17 protein-coding genes are annotated in these 21,260 nt (G+C 71.4%); 9 read left to right on the top strand and 8 right to left on the bottom strand.

Going from position 1 to position 21,260, the window contains the following annotated elements:
• Positions 1 to 44 precede the first annotated feature (44 nt).
• Positions 45 to 680 (bottom strand): TetR/AcrR family transcriptional regulator, encoded by a 636-nt coding sequence (locus IE185_RS14575; RefSeq protein ID WP_373303724.1) that lies wholly within the window; start codon positions 678 to 680, stop codon positions 45 to 47.
• Between the two features lie 400 nt (positions 681 to 1,080).
• Positions 1,081 to 1,791: a PAQR family membrane homeostasis protein TrhA gene (trhA, locus tag IE185_RS14580; protein ID WP_138908472.1), complete on the bottom strand. Its 711-nt coding sequence runs from the start codon at positions 1,789 to 1,791 to the stop codon at positions 1,081 to 1,083.
• 222 nt (positions 1,792 to 2,013) lie between these two features.
• Between trhA and IE185_RS14585 the strand changes: the two genes are divergently transcribed.
• Positions 2,014 to 3,837 carry a phosphoenolpyruvate carboxykinase (GTP) gene (locus IE185_RS14585; RefSeq protein WP_138896077.1) on the top strand — a complete coding sequence of 608 codons (1,824 nt, stop codon included), beginning with the start codon at positions 2,014 to 2,016 and terminating at the stop codon, positions 3,835 to 3,837.
• A 172-nt stretch (positions 3,838 to 4,009) separates the two neighbouring features.
• Here the strand turns inward: IE185_RS14585 and IE185_RS14590 are convergent, their stop codons facing one another.
• A complete protein-coding gene (locus IE185_RS14590; RefSeq protein ID WP_138896078.1) occupies positions 4,010 to 4,399 on the bottom strand; it encodes an SCO4983 family protein in 390 nt (129 codons plus the stop codon).
• 101 nt (positions 4,400 to 4,500) lie between these two features.
• Complete coding sequence (locus IE185_RS14595; protein WP_138896079.1) at positions 4,501 to 5,712, bottom strand: pyridoxal phosphate-dependent aminotransferase; 1,212 nt, start codon at positions 5,710 to 5,712, stop codon at positions 4,501 to 4,503.
• Positions 5,713 to 5,994: 282 nt separating this feature from the next.
• Between IE185_RS14595 and IE185_RS14600 the strand changes: the two genes are divergently transcribed.
• Both IE185_RS14600 and mptB read left to right on the top strand, forming a co-directional pair.
• Complete coding sequence (locus tag IE185_RS14600) at positions 5,995 to 6,837, top strand: S1 family peptidase (RefSeq protein ID WP_138896080.1); 843 nt, start codon at positions 5,995 to 5,997, stop codon at positions 6,835 to 6,837.
• A gap of 165 nt (positions 6,838 to 7,002) precedes the next feature.
• Positions 7,003 to 8,613: a polyprenol phosphomannose-dependent alpha 1,6 mannosyltransferase MptB gene (mptB, locus tag IE185_RS14605; RefSeq protein WP_138896081.1), complete on the top strand. Its 1,611-nt coding sequence runs from the start codon at positions 7,003 to 7,005 to the stop codon at positions 8,611 to 8,613.
• Positions 8,614 to 8,650: 37 nt separating this feature from the next.
• On the opposite strand, the gene IE185_RS14610 is transcribed toward mptB, so the two are convergent.
• Together IE185_RS14610 and IE185_RS14615 are read right to left on the bottom strand one after the other, a co-directional pair.
• Positions 8,651 to 10,261, bottom strand: a complete 1,611-nt coding sequence (locus IE185_RS14610; RefSeq protein ID WP_138896082.1) for an N-acyl-D-amino-acid deacylase family protein — start codon at positions 10,259 to 10,261, stop codon at positions 8,651 to 8,653.
• Positions 10,262 to 10,354: 93 nt separating this feature from the next.
• Entirely contained in the window at positions 10,355 to 11,689 is a 1,335-nt protein-coding gene (locus IE185_RS14615; protein WP_138896083.1) for an amino acid deaminase, read from the bottom strand.
• 92 nt (positions 11,690 to 11,781) lie between these two features.
• On the opposite strand from IE185_RS14615, the gene IE185_RS14620 reads away from it, so the two are divergent.
• The 5 genes from IE185_RS14620 (at position 11,782) to IE185_RS14640 (ending at position 16,400) form a co-directional block, all read left to right on the top strand.
• Complete coding sequence (locus IE185_RS14620) at positions 11,782 to 12,924, top strand: sugar kinase (RefSeq protein ID WP_138896084.1); 1,143 nt, start codon at positions 11,782 to 11,784, stop codon at positions 12,922 to 12,924.
• The gene (locus IE185_RS14625; protein WP_138896085.1) at positions 12,921 to 13,691 is read left to right on the top strand and encodes an IclR family transcriptional regulator; all 771 of its coding nucleotides are present in this window, start codon (positions 12,921 to 12,923) and stop codon (positions 13,689 to 13,691) included. The genes IE185_RS14620 and IE185_RS14625 overlap by 4 nt, the downstream gene beginning before the upstream one ends.
• Positions 13,688 to 14,098, top strand: a complete 411-nt coding sequence (locus IE185_RS14630; protein ID WP_138896086.1) for a RidA family protein — start codon at positions 13,688 to 13,690, stop codon at positions 14,096 to 14,098. Before IE185_RS14625 ends, IE185_RS14630 begins: the two co-directional genes overlap by 4 nt.
• A gap of 123 nt (positions 14,099 to 14,221) precedes the next feature.
• Positions 14,222 to 15,700 (top strand): GntP family permease, encoded by a 1,479-nt coding sequence (locus IE185_RS14635; RefSeq protein WP_189715288.1) that lies wholly within the window; start codon positions 14,222 to 14,224, stop codon positions 15,698 to 15,700.
• Between the two features lie 226 nt (positions 15,701 to 15,926).
• Positions 15,927 to 16,400, top strand: coding sequence for a hypothetical protein (locus IE185_RS14640; protein ID WP_189715290.1), 474 nt, complete (start codon positions 15,927 to 15,929; stop codon positions 16,398 to 16,400).
• Positions 16,401 to 16,460: 60 nt separating this feature from the next.
• On the opposite strand, the gene IE185_RS14645 is transcribed toward IE185_RS14640, so the two are convergent.
• Positions 16,461 to 17,831 (bottom strand): M14 family metallopeptidase, encoded by a 1,371-nt coding sequence (locus IE185_RS14645; protein WP_138898466.1) that lies wholly within the window; start codon positions 17,829 to 17,831, stop codon positions 16,461 to 16,463.
• Between the two features lie 201 nt (positions 17,832 to 18,032).
• On the opposite strand from IE185_RS14645, the gene IE185_RS14650 reads away from it, so the two are divergent.
• Positions 18,033 to 19,346 (top strand): Nramp family divalent metal transporter, encoded by a 1,314-nt coding sequence (locus IE185_RS14650; RefSeq protein ID WP_138898467.1) that lies wholly within the window; start codon positions 18,033 to 18,035, stop codon positions 19,344 to 19,346.
• Positions 19,347 to 19,420: 74 nt separating this feature from the next.
• Here the strand turns inward: IE185_RS14650 and IE185_RS14655 are convergent, their stop codons facing one another.
• Positions 19,421 to 21,079 carry a chitinase gene (locus IE185_RS14655; protein WP_189715302.1) on the bottom strand — a complete coding sequence of 553 codons (1,659 nt, stop codon included), beginning with the start codon at positions 21,077 to 21,079 and terminating at the stop codon, positions 19,421 to 19,423.
• Positions 21,080 to 21,260: the final 181 nt, after the last annotated feature.

Here is a 21,260-nt window from a genome sequence, read left to right on the forward strand (position 1 = left end):
GGCTCCGGTGAGGGGCCGGGCCGCCGCCGGTTCGTTCGCGGGTGTCACAGCCGGAAGCCGTGGTCGAGGGTGTCGAGCGTGCGGTCGACGAGGGCGATCAGGTCGTCCTGCCGGCCGCGCTCGGCCCAGTACACGGTCGTCTCCATCAGGGCGGCGACGAACCCCATCGAGACGACCCGTACGTCGAGGTCGTCCGCCCGCCTTCCGGTCCGCTCGGCCACGACCTCGCACAGCATGCGGCCGGTCACGGAGATGCTCTCCATCATGCGGGCGCGTACGGCGGGCACCTCGGTCAGCAGCCGCGAACGCGTCAGCATCTCCTCGGGCTCGTGGGTCAGCGAGTGCCGCAGGGCCTGGGTGACGACGACGCGCAGGGATTCGACGAGCGGCTCGTCGGCGGGGCGGGCACGCAGGGCCGACTCCATCAGGGAGTCGTACTCGTCGGTGATGACGATGTCTTCCTTGGCCGGGAAGTAGCGGAAGACGGTCGAGGGCGACACCTCGGCGGCCTCGGCGATCTGCTCGACGGTGGTGGCCTCGTACCCCTGCTCGGCGATGAGCCGGTAGGTCGCGGTGCGGATCGCGATCCGCGTCTTGAGCTTCTTGCGCTCGCGCAGGCCCGGGCGGGGCGGTGCGGTGTCGGCGAGCGGGTGGGGGGTGTCGGCGGCCATGACCGCCATTGTCGGGCATCGGCTCTCGCAGGCCGCCCGCCGTTCCTCCGTCGTTCTCCCGGGGGCCTGCTCGGCCGGGCTCCCGCGGCGGGCCCGGAGGACTGTCAGTGGGGCATGTCACGATGTGTGTGGGGTAAATGAACAGTCCGTGAAAGCGGACTGGTGTGCGGAGATACGCGCGAAAGGGGGAGCGGGGATGCGGGGAGTCATCAACGGGTCGGCCGTCGTCGCGGCGGCGCTGTGTGTCGTGGGGTTCCTGGTCGGCGGCGGGGCGGCCGTGCTCGGGGTGGTGCTGGTCGCGGTCGCCGCGGTGGCGTGGCAGGTGGCCGCGGCGTCGAGGCCGCGGCCGTCGCGGGCGGTACGGGTGGTGCGGGTGGTGCGGGTGCGGCCACCGGACGGGCGTCGGCCGTCAGGCCGAATAGGCCACCAGCGAGATCCCCACGTAGTGCGCGACGAACGCGGCCAGGGTCAGCGAGTGGAAGACCTCGTGGAACCCGAACCACCGCGGTGACGGGTTGGGGCGCTTGAGGCCGTAGATCACGCCGCCCGCGCTGTACAGCAGCCCGCCGACGATCACCAGGACCAGGACGGCGATGCCGCCCGCGCGCATGAAGTCGGGGAGGAAGAAGACCGCCGCCCAGCCCATCGCGATGTAGCAGGGGGTGTAGAGCCAGCGCGGGGCGCCGACCCAGAAGACCCGGAAGGCGATACCGGCGAGGGCCGCCGCCCAGACCGCCCACAGCAGGGTGCGGCCGGTGGAGTCGGGGAGCAGCAGCACGGTGAGGGGGGTGTAGGTGCCCGCGATGATCAGGAAGATGTTGGCGTGGTCGAGCCTGCGCAGCACGGCCTCGCCGCGCGGCCCCCAGGTGCCGCGGTGGTAGACCGCGCTGACGCCGAACAGGAGGCACGCGGTCGCGATGTAGATCGCGCAGGCCACCCGGGCGCGGGTGGAGTCCGCGAGGGCGATGAGCGTCAGACCGGCCACGACCACGGCGGGGAACATACCGGCGTGCAGCCAGCCCCGCAGCTTCGGTTTGACGGGGGTGGGGAGGTCGATCTCGACGGGGCCGTGCCCGGGGTCGTCGGGGTTCGTGCGGTGATCGGACTGGGCGGACGTCATGAGCGACATGCTACCTACGCGACCGTAGGTTACGCGCAGGTAGGGGTGAAATGAGTGGTGATGCTCACGTGAGAGGCCCCCTGGACATATGGGCGCGTGGCATCGATCATCAGATGAGTGCGGTCGGCACCGGATGAGCGCCAGCGAATCACCGTCGTGAAGCATCCGGGTCGCGGCCCCCACGGGGCATACACCTGAAAACACCCTCACTTAGGAGCAACCGTGGCGCGCGAGAACGCGGCTCCCACCACCCTTCCGACGAACCACCAGGAGCTGATCTCCTGGGTCGACGAGATCGCAGCCCTCACCGAGCCGGACCAGGTGGTCTGGTGCGACGGCTCGGAGGCCGAGTACGAAAGGCTCGCCGAGGAACTCGTCGCCAAGGGAACGTTCAAGAAGCTGGATCCGGTCAAGCGCCCGAACTCCTACTACGCCGCGTCCGACCCGAGCGACGTCGCCCGCGTCGAGGACCGCACGTTCATCTGCTCCGAGAAGGAGGAGGACGCGGGTCCGACGAACCACTGGAAGGCCCCCGCCGAGATGCGGGCCGTCTTCGCCGGGGAGAAGGGCCTCTTCCGCGGCTCGATGCGCGGCCGCACGATGTACGTCGTGCCGTTCTGCATGGGCCCGGTCGGCTCCCCGCTGTCCGCCATCGGAGTGGAGATCACCGACTCGGCGTACGTCGCCGTCTCGATGCGCACGATGACCCGGATGGGCCAGGCCGTCCTCGACGAGCTCGGCACCGACGGCTTCTTCGTCAAGGCCGTCCACACGCTCGGCGCGCCGCTCGCCGAGGGCGAGGCCGACGTGCCGTGGCCGTGCAACTCCACGAAGTACATCTCGCACTTCCCCGAGGACCGCGAGATCTGGTCCTACGGCTCGGGCTACGGCGGCAACGCCCTGCTCGGCAAGAAGTGCTACGCCCTGCGCATCGCGTCCGTCATGGCGCGCGACGAGGGCTGGCTGGCCGAGCACATGCTGATCCTCAAGCTGACCCCGCCGAAGGGCGAGTCGAAGTACGTCGCCGCCGCGTTCCCGTCCGCCTGCGGCAAGACCAACCTCGCCATGCTGGAGCCCACGATCTCCGGCTGGACCGTCGAGACCATCGGCGACGACATCGCCTGGATGCGGTTCGGCGAGGACGGCCAGCTGTACGCGATCAACCCCGAGGCCGGCTTCTTCGGCGTCGCGCCCGGCACCGGTGAGCACACCAACGCCAACGCCATGAAGACCATGTGGGGGAACTCCGTCTTCACCAACGTCGCGCTCACCGACGACGGCGACGTGTGGTGGGAGGGCATGACCGAAGAGGCGCCCGCGCACCTCACGGACTGGAAGGGCAACGACTGGACCCCCGAGTCCGGCACCCCCGCCGCCCACCCCAACGCGCGCTTCACCGTCCCGGCCGGCCAGTGCCCGATCATCGCGCCCGAGTGGGAGGACCCCAAGGGCGTGCCGATCTCGGCCATCCTCTTCGGCGGCCGCCGCGCGACCGCCGTGCCGCTGGTGACCGAGTCCTTCAACTGGCGGCACGGTGTCTTCCTCGGTGCGAACGTCGCCTCCGAGAAGACCGCCGCCGCCGAGGGCAAGGTCGGCGAGCTGCGCCGCGACCCGTTCGCCATGCTGCCGTTCTGCGGCTACAACATGGGCGACTACATGGGCCACTGGGTCAAGGTCGGCGCCGACAAGGACCAGTCCAAGCTGCCGAAGATCTACTACGTCAACTGGTTCCGCAAGAACGACGCAGGCAAGTTCGTGTGGCCCGGCTTCGGTGAGAACAGCCGCGTGCTCAAGTGGATCGTCGAGCGCCTGGAGGGCAAGGCCCAGGGCGTCGAGACCCCCATCGGCATCCTGCCGGCCAAGGGTTCCCTGGACACCGAGGGCCTGGACCTCTCCGAGGAGGAGCTGGACTTCCTGCTCACGGTCGACAAGGAGGTCTGGCGCGAGGAGGCCGCCCTGGTCCCCGAGCACCTCAATACCTTCGGCGACCACGCCCCGAAGGAGCTGTGGGACGAGTACCACGCCCTCGTCGAGCGCCTGGGGTGATCATCCCCGGCCACTGAACTCCGCGGCCGGGCCGTCCTGACATCCGCCCTGACCTGTGGGGTCACCGGCCCACCGCGGCACAGCCCCCCGAAGCCCCCTCACGGCTTCGGGGGGCTGTTCTTCGTTCAGTGGCACCCGGCCCGTGCGCCGCAGGGCACGCGGGCCGGGGCCGTCAGTGGGCTCCGACCAGGCGGAGTTCTTCGAGCGCGGCCGCGTGGGCGTCCATGCGCTCGGCGGCCAGGATCGCGACCGCCGTGTCGGCGCGCGAGGCGGCGACGACCAGCGCGCGGCCCGCGAGCTCGTGGGCGCGGCGATGCAGTGCGATCGTGGCAGCGTGCGTGAGGCCGGCGTGCCGGGCCGGCGGGGCGCCGCGCAACCGGGCGATCTGGGTGGCGATACGGTCGGCCGCCGCGCCGAGACCCAGCTCGTCGGTGACCGCGAGGAGCGCCGCCAGGTGCCCGGCGAGCTGGATGTCCAGCTCCTCCTCACGGGAACGGTGGGGGAAGTCGGCCCGGTCGGCGGCCATGCGGTGCACCGACTTGCTGCGGATCGGCTCGTACATGGGATGGCCTCCTGCCAGGATCAGGACACCAGCCTACATTAGATTCTGTCTAAGGTTGAGTCGGGTCGAGCCGTGCGGGCCCGTGTCGCGTCGGCCCCCGCCTACAGCTGTCCGTATCCGTCCAGGAAGGTGCCGATGCGCGTCACCGCGTCCGCCAGCTCCTCCACCGCCGGAAGGGTCACGATGCGGAAGTGGTCGGGCTCGGGCCAGTTGAAGCCCGTACCGTGCACGACCATGATCTTCTCGGCGCGCAGCAGGTCGAGGACCATCTCCCGGTCGTCCTTGATGGGGTAGACCTTGGGATCCAGGCGCGGGAAGAGGTACAGCGCGCCCTTGGGCTTCACGCAGGTGACGCCCGGGATCCGGGTGAGCAGCTCGTACGCCGTGTTCCGCTGCTCCAGGATCCGGCCGCCCGGCAGCACCAGGTCCTCGATCGACTGCCGCCCGCCGAGCGCCGTCGCCACCGCGTGCTGCGACGGCATGTTGGCGCACAGGCGCATGTTGGCGAGGATCGTGAGCCCCTCGATGTACGACGAGGCGTGCGCCTTCGGGCCGCAGACCGCCAGCCAGCCGCTGCGGTAGCCGGCGACGCGGTAGTTCTTCGAGAGGCCGTTGAAGGTGAGCGTGAGCAGGTCGGGCGCGATGGCGGCGGTCGGGGTGTGCGTGGCGCCGTCGTACAGGATCCGGTCGTAGATCTCGTCGGAGCAGACGATCAGGTTGTGGCGGCGGGCGATCTCGGTCAGGCCGCGCAGCATCTCGTCGTCGTACACCGCACCCGTCGGATTGTTCGGGTTGATGACGACGATGGCCTTGGTGCGGTCGGTGATCTTGCGCTCGATGTCGGCGAGGTCCGGCATCCAGTCGGACTGCTCGTCGCAGCGGTAGTGGACGGCCGTGCCGCCCGCCAGCGAGACGGACGCGGTCCACAGGGGGTAGTCGGGCGCGGGGACGAGCACCTCGTCGCCGTCGTCGAGCAGCGCCTGCATCGACATCTGGATCAGCTCGGAGACGCCGTTGCCCAGGTAGACGTCCTCGACGTCCAGCTCGATGCCCTTGGTCTCGTAGTGCTGCACGACCGCGCGGCGCGCCGCCAGCAGGCCCTTCGCGTCGCCGTAGCCGTGCGCGCCCGCGAGATTGCGGAGGATGTCCTCCAGGATCTCGGGCGGGCACTCGAAACCGAACGCCGCCGGGTTGCCGGTGTTGAGCTTGAGGATGCGGTGACCCGCCGCTTCGAGCCGCATCGCCTCCTCGAGCACGGGGCCGCGGATTTCGTAACAGACGTTTGCGAGCTTCGTCGACTGGATCACCTGCATGCTGGCCACCTTACGGGTGCATAACGGGACCCGCTTCGTGTTTTTGGCCACGCGGGTGTACGGCCCCGCTCGCACGAGACCGCGCTCGCCGCCGGAATCGCCGCACCGGCGACCGGCCGGCGGACCAGGACGGCGCGCCGCACAGCCGCCCCGTACGCCCGCGGGTGGACGCGTCCTGATCGCGGTCTTGTCCGGCATGTGAAACCCCTCAACAATGCACATGACAAACCGGGGTGGTCGCGCCACCCCGGTCACCCAGGTCGTTCAAGAGGGGACCCCCACATGAAGAAGCCTCTCGTCGGCACGCTCTTCGCCCTGTTGCTCTTCGGAGCGGCGGCGGCGCCGGCGGCCGCGGAGACTCGCAGCCCCCAGCAGACCCGACCGGCCGTCAAGGCGGTCGACTTCGCCGGAACGGTGGCGCTCAGCAACTGTTCCGGCTCGGTGGTGCGTACGCCCCACGCGCAGCCGGGCGACCCGGCGCTCGTCCTGTCCAACGGGCACTGCCTGGAGAGCGGCTTCCCGGCTCCGGGCCAGGTCGTGGTCGACAAGCCGTCGTCGCGGACCTTCGGCCTGCTCAACTCCGCGGGCACCAAGGTCGCGACGCTCCGGGCGAGCAAGATCGCGTACGCGACGATGACCGACACCGACGCCTCGCTGTACCAGCTCACCAGCACCTACGCCCAGATCCAGACCGCCCACGGCATCAAGGCGCTGGAGCTGAGCGCCACGCGTCCCGCGCAGGGCACGGCCATCAAGGTCGTCTCCGGATACTGGAAGCGGATCTACACCTGCGCCGTCGACGGCTTCGCGTACCGCCTGAAGGAGGGCGCGTGGACCTGGAAGGACTCGGTCCGCTACACCTCCGCGTGCAAGACCATCGGCGGCACCTCCGGCTCACCCGTGATCGACACGGCCACCGGCAAGGTCGTCGCCGTGAACAACACCGGTAACGAGGACGGCGCACGCTGCACGGACAACAACCCGTGCGAGGTCGACGAGAGCGGCAACGTGACCGTGCGCAAGGGCATCAACTACGGCCAGCAGACGTACGGTTTCGTCGCCTGCGTCGGCGCCGGCAGCAAGCTCGACCTGTCCCGCCCCGGCTGCGCCCTTCCCAGGCCGTAGACGCGGGTGGGCTGCGCCCCGGGGACGGCTTCCCCGGGGCGCAGCCCACCCGCCGTACGGGCCTCCTGCCCGGGACGCGCGAGCGGTGCGGCTGATCCCGTGCGCCATCCGGGCGTTCCCCCGTGTCCCCCGGCCGTTCCGACGGCTCGGATAGGTTGACCGGTCATGGGGACGCTGAGTGCTGCCGGGTACCGCCGGCTGGGTGCCGTCGGGTCACTCGCGGCAGCCGTGGGCGGCATCGCCGCCGGAAGGTTGCCGGCGCACGACCCGTGGGGACTGTGGGTCCCCCACGGCTCCACGACGACCGTGGCGGCGGCGGTCCTCGCGTACCTGGGCCTGACGCTCCTGGTCGTGTCCTGGTGGCAGTACGGGCGGCTCGTCGCCCGGGGCGCGGCGGGCGGGGTGCGCGACGCCCTGGTCACGCTGGTCTGGTGGGCGGCCCCCCTCGCACTGGCCCCGCCGCTGCACAGCGCCGACGTCTACAGCTACATAGCCCAGGGCGCGATGGTCGTCGAGGGCCACGACGTCTATACGTCCGGCCCCTCGGTCATCGGCCCGGACGAACTGGGAGCCGACGCCGCCGCCAGCAGTGGGGCCCAGTGGAGGGACACCCCGGCCCCGTACGGTCCCGTCTTCCTCGCCCTGGCGAAGTGGGTCGCGCTCGCGACGGACGGCCGGATCGTCCCCGCCGTGCTGGGGATGCGGCTCGTCGCCCTCGCCGCACTGGCCCTGATCGTCTGGGCGACGCTCCGGATCGCCCGCGCGCGCGGCGCCGACCGGACCGGCGCGCTATGGCTCGGAGCCCTCAACCCCCTGCTGCTGATCCACGTCGTCGGCGGCATGCACAACGACGGTCTGATGATCGCCCTCATGCTGACGGGCCTGGTCTTCGCCCTGCGCGGCCGCTGGATCCTCGGCAGCGCGGTCGTCGCGCTGGCGATGATGGTCAAGTCGCCGGCCGCCGTCGCCCTGCTCTTCGTCGGAGCCCTCGTCGTACGCCGGACCTCCGGCCCCCTCCCGTGGCGCGTCGCCAAGGCCTTCGCCGTCCCCGCGCTGGTGGCCGGGGCGGTCGCCGTGGCCACCACCCTGCTCAGCGGCACCGGCTTCGGCTGGCTGCACACGCAGAGCGTCGCCGGGAGCATCCACACCGCCCTCTCCGCCACCAGCGACATCGGCCTGGGTGTGGGCGAGCTGACCCACGCGGCGTTCGGCTGGGACTCCGAGCCGGTCAAACGCGCCTTCCAGACCCTGGGCCTCGCCCTCGCGCTCGCCGTGATCGGTTACGCCGCCCTGGCGACCTTCCGCAGGGTGCGGCCCTGGTGCGGCGACCGGCCGCCGCACCCGGTCCACGCCCTGGGCGTCGCACTGGTGGCGCTGGTGGCGCTCTCGCCGATGGTGCAGCCGTGGTACCTGCTCTGGGGCACGGCGGTGGTCTCCGCCACCGCCTGGAACGGCCGGCTCGGCCGCGCCCTGTCGGTGCTGTCGGCCGCCCTCGTCTACGAGACCCACCCCACCGGCAGCACCCCGGGGTACGGCTTCCTCGTCGCGGGCGTCGTGTGCGCGCTGGGCACGGTCCTGCTGCTGCGCGAGCGGCGCGCCGCGTGGCCGTGGGAGTGGCCCTCGTCGGCGGACGACGGAGCCCGGCGTCCCGGCGTACCCCTGAGCGGGCCCGTGCGACGGCCGTCCCCGCCGCTCGCGCTGCCGTCGATGAGGACGCACGGCGACCAGGGCGGCGGACCGGACGGCGAGGCGCAGAGGCCGACGCCGGTCCGCTAGCCGATGCCGGGCCGGGCGCGGTCGGCGCGGCCCGGCGTCAGGCCGTACGCCGTACCGACCGCCCCGCGAGGACGTCCGTGCGCCTGCCGTCCTCGATCACGAACCGGCCGTCGATCAGGACGTGCGGGATGCCGGCCGGCAGCGTGCGCGGGGCCTCGAACGTGGACCCCGCCGCCACCGTGTCCGGGTCGAAGAGCACGAGGTCGGCGCGGTGGCCCTCCCGTACGAGCCCCCGGTCCGGCAGCCGCAGGCGGGCCGCCGGGCGCGAGGTGAGGTGCGCGACGCACTCTTCGAGGGAGAGGATGCCCAGGTCGCGGGCGTAGTGGCCCAGGTAGTGGGGGAAGGTGCCGTACGCGCGCGGGTGCGGCTTGTCGCCCTGGAGGATGCCGTCGCTGCCGCCGGTGTGGACGCGGTGGCGCATGATCGCGCGGACGTTCTCCTCGTGGCCGACGTGCTGGAGGATGGTCGATCCGAGGTTGTCGTCGATCAGCAGGCGCCGTGCGGTGGCCCACGGCTCCTCGCCGCGCCGGGCGGCGGACTCGGCGATCGTCCTGCCCACCCAGCCCGCGAGACCGGGGTCGCCGACGCCCGAGATCTCGATGGTGTCCCACTCGATGGGGACGCCGTGGCAGCCGTCCGCGCCGACGACCTCCATGTGGTGCCGGATCCGCTCGGCGCTCTCGTCGTCCCGCAGGCGGGCCAGGACCGCCTCCGGGCCGCCCTCGCCCGCCCAGCTCGGCAGCATGGCGACAAGGGTCGTGCAGCCGGGCGTGTACGGGTAGGTGTCGAGGGAGATGTCCGCGCCCTCGTCGAGCGCCTTGTCGAGGAGACCGAGGAGATCGGGCGCTCTGCCCTTGTTGACGCCGAAGTTCATGGTGGCGTGGGCGAGGTGCAGCGCGCAGCCCGCGTCGCGGGTGAGGGTCACCATCTCCTCGTACGCCGCGAGGGCACCGGCGCCGTACGAGCGGTGGTGCGGGCAGTAGTACCCGTCGTACCGCGCCACCACGCGGCACAGTTCGGTGAGCTCGGCGTCGTCGGCGTACATCCCGGGCGTGTACGTCAGGCCGGACGACATGCCGACGGCGCCCTGCTCCAGGCCCTCGGCGACGAGCTGCTTCATGCGGGTGAGTTCGGCGGGGGTCGCGGGGCGGTCGTCCCAGCCGGTCGCGTACATCCGGACCGTGCCCTGCGGGACGAGGTACGCGGCGTTGACGGCGATGCCCTGGCGGTCGAGCCGGTCGAGGTACTCGCCGACGGTCCGCCAGTCGAAGTCGACGCTCGTGTCCCCGGGCGCGCCGCCGTTCCAGCCGGTGATCGCCTTGCGGACCTCGGTGAGGGTGCGGTCGTCGACCGGAGCGTACGACAGTCCGTCCTGGCCGAGGACTTCGAGCGTCACGCCCTGGGCGGCCTTGGCGCTGTGGTCGGGGTCGCGCAGGAGAGCGAGGTCGCTGTGCGCGTGCATGTCGATGAACCCGGGGGAGAGGGCGAGGCCGTCCGCCCGCAGCGTGCGGCGCGCGGAGAGCCGTGGGCCGCCGTCGCCCTCCCGGCGTATCGCGGCGACGCGGCCGCCTTCCAGGGCGACGTCGGCCCGGTAGGAGGCACCGCCGGTGCCGTCGATGACGCGTGCGTCGTGGATGACGAGGTCCATGGCTGCCTGCCTCTCGAAGCGGCTGCTGAATCGCGTCGCCGCCGCCCGGGGCCCCCAGGGCCCCGCGCGGCGGGACTGCGGCGTTCGGCGGGGCTAGAAGAACGTGCGGATGTAGTCCGTGACCGTGCCGTCCGCCTCGACCAGGGGGATCAGCTGCCACTTGTCGAACGACGTACAGGGGTGCGAGAGGCCCAGCCCCAGCCAGTCGCCGACCTCCAGCTCCGCGTCCGGCTCCGTACGCACCCAGCCGTGCTGGTCCGACAGACCCGTGACCGTGATGCCCGACGCCGCGCGGACCTCGCCCGTACCGGCGTCCCGCACCGCCTGCGCCTCCGGCAGGTCCAGGTCGTACGCCGCGTCGCGCTTGCCCGCGTTGACGAACGCCTGCTCCGGGGTGGGCCGGGAGACGACCTGCGCCCAGAGACGGAACGCGGGCTGGAGCGCGCCCTCCTGCGCGACCCGGTTGAACGGGGTGAGGCGGCGGTAGTGGCCGTCGTCGTGCGAGACGTACGCCCCGGACCGGAGCAGCTTCAGCACCGGCAGCGACAGCTCCGGGATCCGCGCGAACACGTCCGCCACCGCGTCGAACCAGGCGCTGCCACCCGCGCTGACCACGATCTCCGCGCAGTCCGCGAACCGGCCCGCCTTGTCGAAGTCCACCGCGAGGGCGACCAGTTCGCCCACCCACGCGCGGACCCTCTCGCCGTCCGCCCGGGGGACCTCGCCCTCGTACCCGGCCACGCCCACCAACCGCAGCGTCGACGTGGCCGCGACCGCGTCCGCGACCGCCGCGCAGTCGGCGGCCGACCGGGCGCCGGTACGGGCCCCCTCGCCGGCGCCGAGTTCGACGACCACGTCCACCGGGCGCGAGGCGGCGGCCGCCCGCAGCGCCTCGTCCATCAGCCGGACGCCGCGCACGGAGTCGACGTAACAGATGAACCGGAAGCCGGGGTCCGCGTCCAGTTCCGAGGCCACCCAGCGCAGCGCCACCGCGTCGACGACCTCGTTGGCGAGGAAGACGTTCTGGATGCCGTACGCCCGGTACACGCGCGCCTGGTGCGGTACGGCGGCGGTGATGCCCCACGCCCCGCGCTCCAGCTGGCGCGCGAAGAGCTGCGGCGACATCGAGGTCTTGCCGTGGGGGGCGAACGCCAGGCCGTGGCGCTCGGCGTACGTCTCCAGCAGGGCGAGGTTGTGCTCGACCGACTCGGCGGACAGGGCGAGGACGGGGGTGGTGAACCCGCCGGTGAAGAGGTTGCGCCGCTCGGCGGCGAGTTCGCCGACCGTCAGGCCCTCGGCGTCCGGCGGCAGCGCCTTGAAGCGGTGGTCCACCCGCTCGTCGGCGAGCGTCGCGAGGGCCACCTGTGCGGCGCGGCCCGCGCGGACCTCGTGGTCCGTGTCTCGTCCGACCGGGTTGTCGACGGCCATACTGGGCTCCTCACACGTCAAGTTGCAGCATGTGCAACGACCATTGCGCATATCGCTGGACGCTGTCTAACATCCGAGCCGATGCAGGGTCAATGGTGAGGAGCTCGATCGTGACCGCGCCCGCGGACGAAGCAGCAGGACGAAACGAGGACGCCGCCGTGGTGGACGTGGTCTGCCTCGGCGAGTCCATGGTGACGTTCCTGCCCTCCCGGCCCGGCCGCCTCGCCGACGTACCCTCCTTCGGCCGAGGCATCGGCGGCGCCGAGTCCAACGTCGCCTGCGCCCTCGCCGCCGCCGGCCACCGCGCGCGGTGGGTGGGCCGGGTCGGCGCGGACGGCTTCGGCGACCACCTGGTCGACACCATCGCCGGGTACGGAGTCGACACCTCCGCCGTCAGCCGCGACCCGCACCGCCCCACCGGCGTCTACTTCCGTACGGCCGACGACCGCGACGCCGACGGCTTCGAGGTCGTCTACTACCGCGCCGGGTCCGCCGCCTCCGCGATGTCCCCGCTCACCGTGCCGCTCGACGAACTGGCCGCGGGCCGCGTCCTGCACCTGTCCGGGATCACGGCGGCGCTGTCCGCCGACTGCCTGGACCTGATGCGTACGCTGACCGCGCGGCGCGCCGGCCGCCCCCTGGTCTCCTTCGACGTCAACCACCGCGCCAACCTGTGGCGCGGGCCGGACGGCCCAAGGGTGCTGCTCGACCTCGCGCGCGGCGCGGACCTCGTCTTCGTCGGCGAGGACGAGGCGCTGACCGCATGGGGCGTGCGGGGCGCGGCCGCGATCCGCGCGACGCTCCCGCAACCCGGGACCCTGGTCGTCAAACAGGGCGCGGCGGGCGCGACGGTGTACACCCGCACCGGCGCGGGCAGTGACACCGTCACCACCGTCCCCGCACCGCGCGTCGACGTCGTCGCCCCCGTCGGCGCCGGCGACGCCTTCGCCGCCGGGTTCCTCTCCGCGACCCTGCGCGGTCTGCCCGTACGCGACCGGCTCCGCCACGGCCACCTCATGGCCGCGGCGGCCCTCACCGTCCCCGGCGACCTCGGCACGCCCCCGTCCCGCGCGCACGCCGACCGCCTCGCCGCCCTGGACCCGCAAGCCTGGGGGAGACTTCGACTCGGCCCCGGCTGGACCGGAGCGAATGCAGCGCCCGGCGCGGCCCCGGCGACCGGAGCGGGCCCCGCACCAGCACAGGGCGCCGACGACCAGGAGGAACGTACGCCATGAGCCAGACCGTCGACCGAGCGCTGAGCATCCTGCCGCTGCTCGCGCAGGGACCGGCCGACCTCGGCCAGGTCGCCGACCGCCTCGGCGTGCACAAGTCCACCGCCCTGCGCCTCCTGCGCACCCTCCACGAGCACGGCCTCGTCTACCGGCAGCAGGACCAGCGCTACCGCCTCGGCGCCCGCCTCTTCGCGCTCGCCCAGGAGGCCGTCGAGAACCTCGACGTGCGCGAGATCGCCCACCCCCACCTCGCCGCCCTGAACAACGAGTGCGGGCACACCGTCCACCTCGCCGTGTACGAGGAGAACGAGGTCGAGGTCCTCTACATCGACAAGGTCGAGAGCCGCTACCCCGTCCGCATGTACTCACGCATCGGCAAGCCCGTCGCGATCACCGTCGCCGCCGTCGCGAAACTGCTGCTCGCCGACCTCCCCGAGGCCGAACGCCGCACGATCGCGGAGAAGCTCGACTACCCCACCTACACGTCCCGTTCGACGCCGAACGCCGCGGCCTTCCTCAAGGAACTGGCGCTCGTACGCGAACAGGGCTGGGCCACCGACCTCGGCGGTCACGAGGAGTCCATCAACTGCGTCGCGGCCCCCGTCCGCGGCGCGGACGGCCGGGTCGTCGCCGCCATGTCGGTGTCCGCGCCGAACGTCGTCGTCACCGCCGAGGAACTCCTCACCCTCCTGCCGCTGGTACGCCGCACCGCCGACGCCATCAGCCGGGAGTACTCAGGAAACACACCCCCGAAGGAAGCACGCGCATGAGCGAGAAGACCGCGATCACCCCGTCCACCCACACCGCCCCGCCCGCCAAGTTCTCCCACGGCGTGCGCAAGGGAAACATCCTCCAGGTGGCCGGCCAGGTCGGCTTCCTGCCGGCCGTCGAGGGCCAGGCGCCCACCCCCGCCGGTCCGACCCTGCGCGAGCAGACCCTCCAGACCTTCGCCAACGTCAAGGCGATCCTGGAGGAGGGCGGCGCGAGCTGGGACGACGTCATGATGATGCGCGTCTACCTCACCGACACCGGCCACTTCGCCGAGATGAACGAGATCTACAACGCGTACTTCGAGGAGCAGGGCCTCAAGGAGGCCCCCGCCGCCCGTACGACCGTCTACGTCGGCCTCCCCGCCGGACTCCTCATCGAGATCGACGCGCTCGCCGTCCTGAGCTGACGCCCGTCACCCCCCTCCCCACCCCGCACGCCGTACGCCGTCACGGCACGGCGCCCACCGCCCGGGCGCCGTGCCGCGATGCCCCCTGCCCCGAAAGCCCCATGGAATTACGAGGTCATCCTCATGTCCCTGCTCGCCGCCGCCCCCGCTCCCGCGGAGACCCCACCCCACACAGGCGGTCTCCTCACCCTCATCGACGGCACGGCCGGTCTGCTGACCGTCGCGGCCCTCGGCATCGCCCTGCTCCTCGTCCTGATCATCAAGGTCAGGCTCCAGCCCTTCGTCGCCCTCCTCGCCGTCTCCATCGTCGTCGGCCTCGGGGCGGGCCTGTCGGTCACCGAACTCTTCGGCACGGTCCAGAAGTCGGCCGTCGTCTCCGTCATCGAATCCGGCATGGGCGGCATCCTCGGCCACGTCGCGATCATCATCGGCCTCGGCACGATGCTCGGCGCGATACTCGAAGTGAGCGGCGGCGCCGAGGTGTTGTCCTCCCGCCTGCTCGGCCTCTTCGGCGAGAAGCGCGCCCCGCTCGCCATGGGCCTCACCGGCCTCATCTTCGGCATCCCCGTCTTCTTCGACGTCGGCATCTTCGTCCTCGCGCCGATCGTGTACGCCGCCGCCAAGCGCTCCGGCAAGTCGATCCTGCTGTACGCCATGCCGCTGCTCGCCGGTCTGTCCATGACCCACGCGTTCCTGCCCCCGCACCCGGGCCCGGTCGCCGCCGCCGGCCTCTTCCACGTGTCGCTCGGCTGGGTCATCCTCATGGGCGTCGTCTGCGGCATCCCCGCCGTACTCGCGGCCTGGGCGTACGCCGCCTGGATCGGCAAGCGCGTCTTCGTCGAGGTCCCGCACGACATGGTCGAGGCCGCCGAGGACGCCAAGGCCGCCGTCGTCGCCGAGCAGACGGCCGCGGGCCGCACCCCGCAGGAGCAGCCGGTCCCGCTCGCCACGGTCCTGACCATCATCGGTACGCCGCTGGTCCTCATCCTCGCCGCGACGTTCTCCTCCATCGCGCTCGACGAGTCCACCCTCCGCTCGGTCGTCGAGTTCTTCGGCAACCCCTTCGTCGCCCTGACGATCGCGCTGCTGATGGCGTACTACCTGCTCGGCCTCCGGCGCGGCTGGTCGCGCAAGTCCCTGGAGCAGGTGTCGACCTCGTCCCTCAAGCCCGTCGGCAACATCCTGCTGGTCGTCGGCGCGGGCGGCGTCTTCGGCGCCGTGCTCAAGGCGAGCGGTGTCGCCCAGGCACTCTCCGACACCTTCAACGACGTGGGCCTGCCGGTCATCGTCCTCGCGTACCTGATCTCGCTCGTCCTGCGCGTCGCCCAGGGCTCGGCGACGGTCGCCATCGTCACCACGGCCGGCATCGTGCTCCCGCTCGTCGAGAACGGCGGCCACTCGCAGGCGTTCCTGGCGCTGGTCATCATGGCCATATCGGCCGGTTCGATCTTCGCCTCGCACGTCAACGACGGCGGATTCTGGATCGTCTCCAAGTACTTCGGCATATCGGAGCGCGACACCCTCAAGTCGTGGACGGTCCTGGAGTCGGTCCTCTCGGTCGCCGGCTTCGCGGTCGCGGCGCTCCTGAGCCTGGCGCTCTGACGCCACCGCGCCGCACGACGCCGCGCCGCACCACTCGGGCGTACTGACGGAGACGATCGCCCCGGGGACGCGCAGGCGCTGCGTGAGCGCGACCAGATCCGGCGTCAGCCGCTCCGGCGACGCGACTTCACGTACGAACCCGGCGGCCCGCACCCCGGCGTCTCCCGCCCGCGCGATCCCAGGGGCCACCGGATCCGGCCCTCCCCGAGCGTCCATACTTGGCGGCATGGACGAACAGACCGGACAGCAGGCCGGCGTGCCGGGGGCTTACGCACCACCTCCGCAGGGCTTCGGCCCGCCGCCCCCGGCCTACGCCCCGGCGCCGCAACCCCAGCCGCCGCACGCGCCTTCGCCGTACGGGGCCCCGCCCACCCCGCCTTCGCCGTACGCGCCGCACCCACCCGCTGCTGCCCCCGGCCCGGACTTCCTCGCGGCGGACCGCCGTAACGCCGTCGTGGTCGACGCCGAGGGCGTCTCGCTCGAAAGCAACGGCGCCACCCTCGACTTCCCGTGGCGCGACATCGCCACCGTCCACTACAAGCCGGGGCCCGGCGGCGAAGTCCTCATGGTGGCGGTCGCACTGCCCGACGGCCGGTTCTACGAAGGCGTGGTCGTCGCCCGCAACCGGGCGAAGCTCCAGGAATGGTGCGCGCAACTCGCCCCGGTGCTGGGCCACTACCTCGCGGGACGCGGCCACTAGACGGCCGAAGGGCGCCCGGATCCGACCGGGCGCCCTCCCGTCACGTCGTACGGCCTGCGCCTAGGCGGCGCAGTACTGCTGCTCCTTGCCGATCGACCGGTACATGCAGTCCGCGTTCTCCAGCAGCTGCAGCACCGCGTCCCGGTTGCGGCTCGTCTCGCGCTCGATCACCTCGTCGGGCGGGTAGAAACCGCCGCCGCCGAAGCCGCTCGGGTACATCTCGAAGGTGTACCCGAAGATCTTCTGGTTGCCCCACAGCCAGTCGTCGATCGACCCGTCCGTGATGTAGAGGTCGCTCGACTGCTCCGGCGTGTAGCCGTTGCTCGCGGCCATCTTCTGGCCGACGGCGGCGAAGGCGTTGCGGTCGTCCTGGGTCATGCCGGGCGCCGTGTCCGCGTTCGTGTAGCCGAACGGCCAGAGCACCAGCTCGCTGTACGTGTGGAAGTCGATGCCGGCCTTGATCTGCTGCTTGCCGCCGACGACCCGCGAGCGGACGAAGTCGGCGACGACCTTCACCTCGGGGGCGGACTCGGGCGCCCGGCCCCGGTACGTCTCGGAGCTGAACGACCCGGAGGAGCCGCCGCAGCAGCCCCACTTGTAGTCCCAGTTGCGGTTCATGTCCGTACCGACGTACGACGAACCGGAGTTGGGCTGCCGGTTCTTGCGCCAGCTGCGGTACGAGCCGGAGGCGATGTCGTACTCGCCGCCGTCCGGGTTGAGGTCCGGCACGATCCAGATCTCGCGGCTGTTCACGACGTTGGTGATCCGGGAGTCCGAGCCGTAGCCCGCGCCCAGCTCGCGCAGCAGGTAGAGCGCCATCTCGACGGTCAGGTGCTCACGGGCGTGCTGGTGGTGGGTGAAGAGGACCTCGGGCTCGTTCTCGTCGGTAGCCACGTTGTCGCTGATCTTGATGGCGACGAGGTCGCGGCCCTGGTACGACTTGCCGATCACTCGCTTGCTCATGAGGTTCGGGTACTGCTGGAGGCGCTGGTTGATCTCCGCGTTCATCTCGGCGTAGTTGTGGTAGCGCGAGTCGGCGGGCGGGAAGTCCAGCGGCTCGACGGCCAGCCCGTTGGAGCGGGCCGGCGGCCCCGGCAGCGCCTTGGGCGCGTATCCGAGCGCCTTGAGCCGCCTCAGCTGCGCGGCGTTGGCGCTGACGACGACCGAGTGGTCGTCGGCCTCGTCCACCGATACGCCGGTGGCCGCCACGGCGGTACGGGCGGCGGCGGAGGCGGGACCGTGGATCTCGTACTGCCTGATCACTTCTTCCGTCGCGGCCGCGGGGGCGGGTCGCGCCCCCGTCGGGGTCGCGCTCGCGGTGAGTGGCGCCGCCACGGCGAGTGCCACGAGGGCCGCGAGGCCCGCGAGGGTGGCGGACTTGGCAGAGGCGCCGGACGCGGCTGACCCTCTTCCGCGTATGCGAAGTCGCATGCTGTCTCCTGGGTGGGGAGTGTGGGGGTGTGCGACGCATGTCGTGCGGGAGTGCTGGGCACATGGTGAGCGCATGGCATGAACTGGTCAAGAGCGGGGTTCGGCCACACGGCCCGCACACCGGTCCTCTTGCGCGATCACCCTCCGCCCCGCTTTGGTGACGTGGATCACTCTTTGGGGACGAGCGGGAGGACGCCGGAGATGGCAGAGACGACAGAGAGCGGCAGCGGCACGGGAGAGGCAGTTTCCCCGCCGCGCAAGTCCAGTTGGAAGTACATCGGCCCGGGCATCGTCGTCGCCGCGACCGGCGTCGGAGCCGGCGACCTCGTGGCGACGCTGATCGCGGGCAGCAAGTTCGGCTACACACTGATGTGGGCCGCCGTCATCGGCTGCGTCGTCAAGATCTCGCTGGCGGAGGCGGCCGGCCGCTGGCACCTCGCCACCGGCCGCACGCTCTTCGAAGGCTGGCGCAGCCTCGGGCAGTGGACCACCGTCTACTTCGCGATCTACGTCGTCATCTGGGGCTTCGTGTACGGCGCGACGGCCATGTCGTCCTCCGCCCTCCCCGTCGTCGCTCTCTTCCCGGACGGGCCGGACCTGAAGACCTGGGCGATCATCATGGGCCTGATCGGTCTGGTCTTCGTCTGGTTCAACCAGTACGCCGTCTTCGAGAAGGTCATGACGGTCCTGATCGGCATCATGTTCGTGGTCGTCGTGTACGTCGCGCTCCGCGTAGGCCCGGACATCGGCGCGTCGTTCGCCGGCCTGGTCCCGGTCCTCCCCGACGGCTCGCTCCTCTACACCCTCGGCCTGATCGGCGGCGTCGGCGGCACGATCACCATGGCGGCGTACGGCTACTGGGTGAACGCCAAGGGCTGGACCGACTCCGGCTGGATGAAGGTCATGCGCCTCGACAACCGCGTCGCGTACATCACCACCGGCATCTTCGTCGTCGCGATGCTGATCGTCGGCGCGGAGCTGCTGCACTCCTCCCAGCTCGCCCTCACCAAGGGCGACCGCGGCCTGATCGACCTCGGCACGATCCTCGAGGACCGGTACGGCGCCGTCACCGCGAAGCTCTTCCTCGTCGGCTTCTTCGCCACGTCCTTCTCGTCCCTCATCGGCGTGTGGCACGGCGTGAGCCTGATGTTCGCCGACTTCGTCGAACGCCTCCAGCGCGACCGCAGGGGCGCCCCCGTCGACCAGGGCACGGCGCGGGAGGTCGCGGCCGGCGTGAAGGAACGGTCGCTGCCGTTCCGCGCGTACCTGCTGTGGCTGACGTTCCCGCCGATGGCGCTGCTGTGGCTGGACCAGCCGTTCGGGCTGGTGGTGGTGTACGGCGTGCTCGGCGCGTTCTTCATGCCGTTCCTGGCGCTGACGCTGGTGTGGCTGCTGAACTCCTCCCGTACGCCCGCCGAATGGCGAAACGGCCTGCTGAGCAACGCGATGCTGGTGGCGGCGGGCCTGCTGTTCATCGTGCTGTGCGTACAGCAGGTGCGGGAGATCCCCTGGTAGCCGGCCCGCCGCGGATACGAACGGGCCACGGCAGCGCCGCCGGGGGAGCGGCGGCGCTGCTGCGTGGGGCCGAGTTACGGCAGGTTGTGCACGTGCGGTCCCACCGCGTTGGACCAGGCGTTGCCGGCCGTCGCGTCCCAGTTCGTCGACCAGGTCATCGCGCCGCGCAGACCGGGGTAGGTCTTGGCGGGTTTGAAGGAACCGCAGTCGGTGCCCCGGGTCAGGCAGTCCAGGGCGGCGTTCACGATCGACGGTGAGACGTACCCACTGCCCGCGCCCCGCGTGGACGCCGGCACGCCGAGGCCGACCTGGCTCGGCGCGAGGCCGCCCTCCAGCTGGATGCAGGCGAGTGCGGTGAGGAAGTCGACGGACCCCTGCGAGTAGACCTTGCCGTCGCAGCCGAGCATCGAGCCGCTGTTGTAGTACTGCATGTTGACGACGGTGAGGATGTCCTTCACGGCGAGCGCCGTCTTAAAGTACTCGGTCCCGGTGTTCTGCATGTCGATGGTCTGCGGCGCCATGGTGAGGACGAGCCCGGAGCCCGCCTTGGCGGACAGCTGGCGCAGCGCCTTCGTCAGGTACGTCGAGTTGATCCCGTGTTCCAGGTCGATGTCGACGCCGCTGAAGCCGTACTCCTGCATGAGCGCGTAGGCGCTGTTGGCGAAGGCGGTGGCGGACGCGTCACTGTTGATGGTGACGTTGCCCTTCTCCCCGCCCACCGAGATGATCACCGACTTCCCGGCGGCCTTCTTGGCCGCGATGTCGGCCTTGAAGTCGGCGACGCTCGCGTACCCGACGGCCGGGTCGAGGTTGAAGACGATCTGGCCGGGTGTGGCGGTCGAGTCGGCGAAGGAGACGGCGATGATGTCGTACTGCGCCTGCACGTCACGGAGCTTCTGGACGGTGGCGCCGTTGTTGAAGTTCTGCCAGTAACCGGTCAGCGCGTGCTTGGGCACGGCGGGCCCGGGGCCGGTGCCGCCGGTCGGGGCGGTCCGGCCGCTGACGGTGGCGGACCTGGGGGACTCACCAGCCGAGTTGGTCGCGGTGACCTGGAAGTCGTACGCCGTGTCGGCGGCCAGCCCCGAGACGGTGGCTGAGGTTCCGGTCACGGACTGGACCTTCGTACCGCCGCGGTAGACGCTGTAGCCGGTGGCGCCGCTCACGCCGGACCAGGAGAGCGCGACGGAGGAAGAGGTCGTGGCGTCGACGGCGAGCCCGGAGGGGGCGGCGGGGATGCCGGGCTCGGGGTCGGTGCCGCCGCCTCCGTCGGGGCCGAAGACGGAGATGTCGTCGGCGTAGTAGGCGCTCTGGCCGTACCAGCCGTGCGTGTAGACGGTCACGGAGGTGGTGGAGGGGCCGGCCTTGAAACTGGTGGTGAGCTGCTTCCAGCCGGACGAGTCGGGCGTCCAGGTGGACACGTCGGTGGTGCCGGTACCGCTCGCGCCGAGGTAGGCGTACCCGCCCTGGACCCAGGCGCTGAGGGTGTACGTCGCACCGGGCTTGACGGTGACGGTCTGCGAACACCGGGCGTTGTCCTGGCCGCCGGGGGTGGCCTTGAGGGCAGCGGCGCCACCGTGGGTGGGGGAAGAAACGGTGGCACCGCTGCCTGCGGAGCAGGCCCAGTTGCTGAGCCCGGATTCGAAGCCGGCGTTCTTGAGGACGTTGACGTCGGCGGCGGCGGCGGCGGTGGCGGTGGCGGTGGTTTGGGCGGCTGTGGCGGCGGGGGCGGCCAGACCGGTGGTGAGGAGGGTGGCGGCGGTCAGAGCTATGAGGGGGAACGCGGGGCGGTCCACTTGCTGCCTCCGGTGGGGGAGTGTGGGGAGGAGTCACTGGGACGGTGGCCACCGTTTGTTGTTGGTCGTTAAAATGGTTCAGACCAATTGTCTTGTCAAGACCTCTGGCAGAACGGCCCAG

This window comes from Streptomyces chryseus (assembly GCF_014650755.1).
Lineage (GTDB): Bacteria > Actinomycetota > Actinomycetes > Streptomycetales > Streptomycetaceae > Streptomyces > Streptomyces chryseus.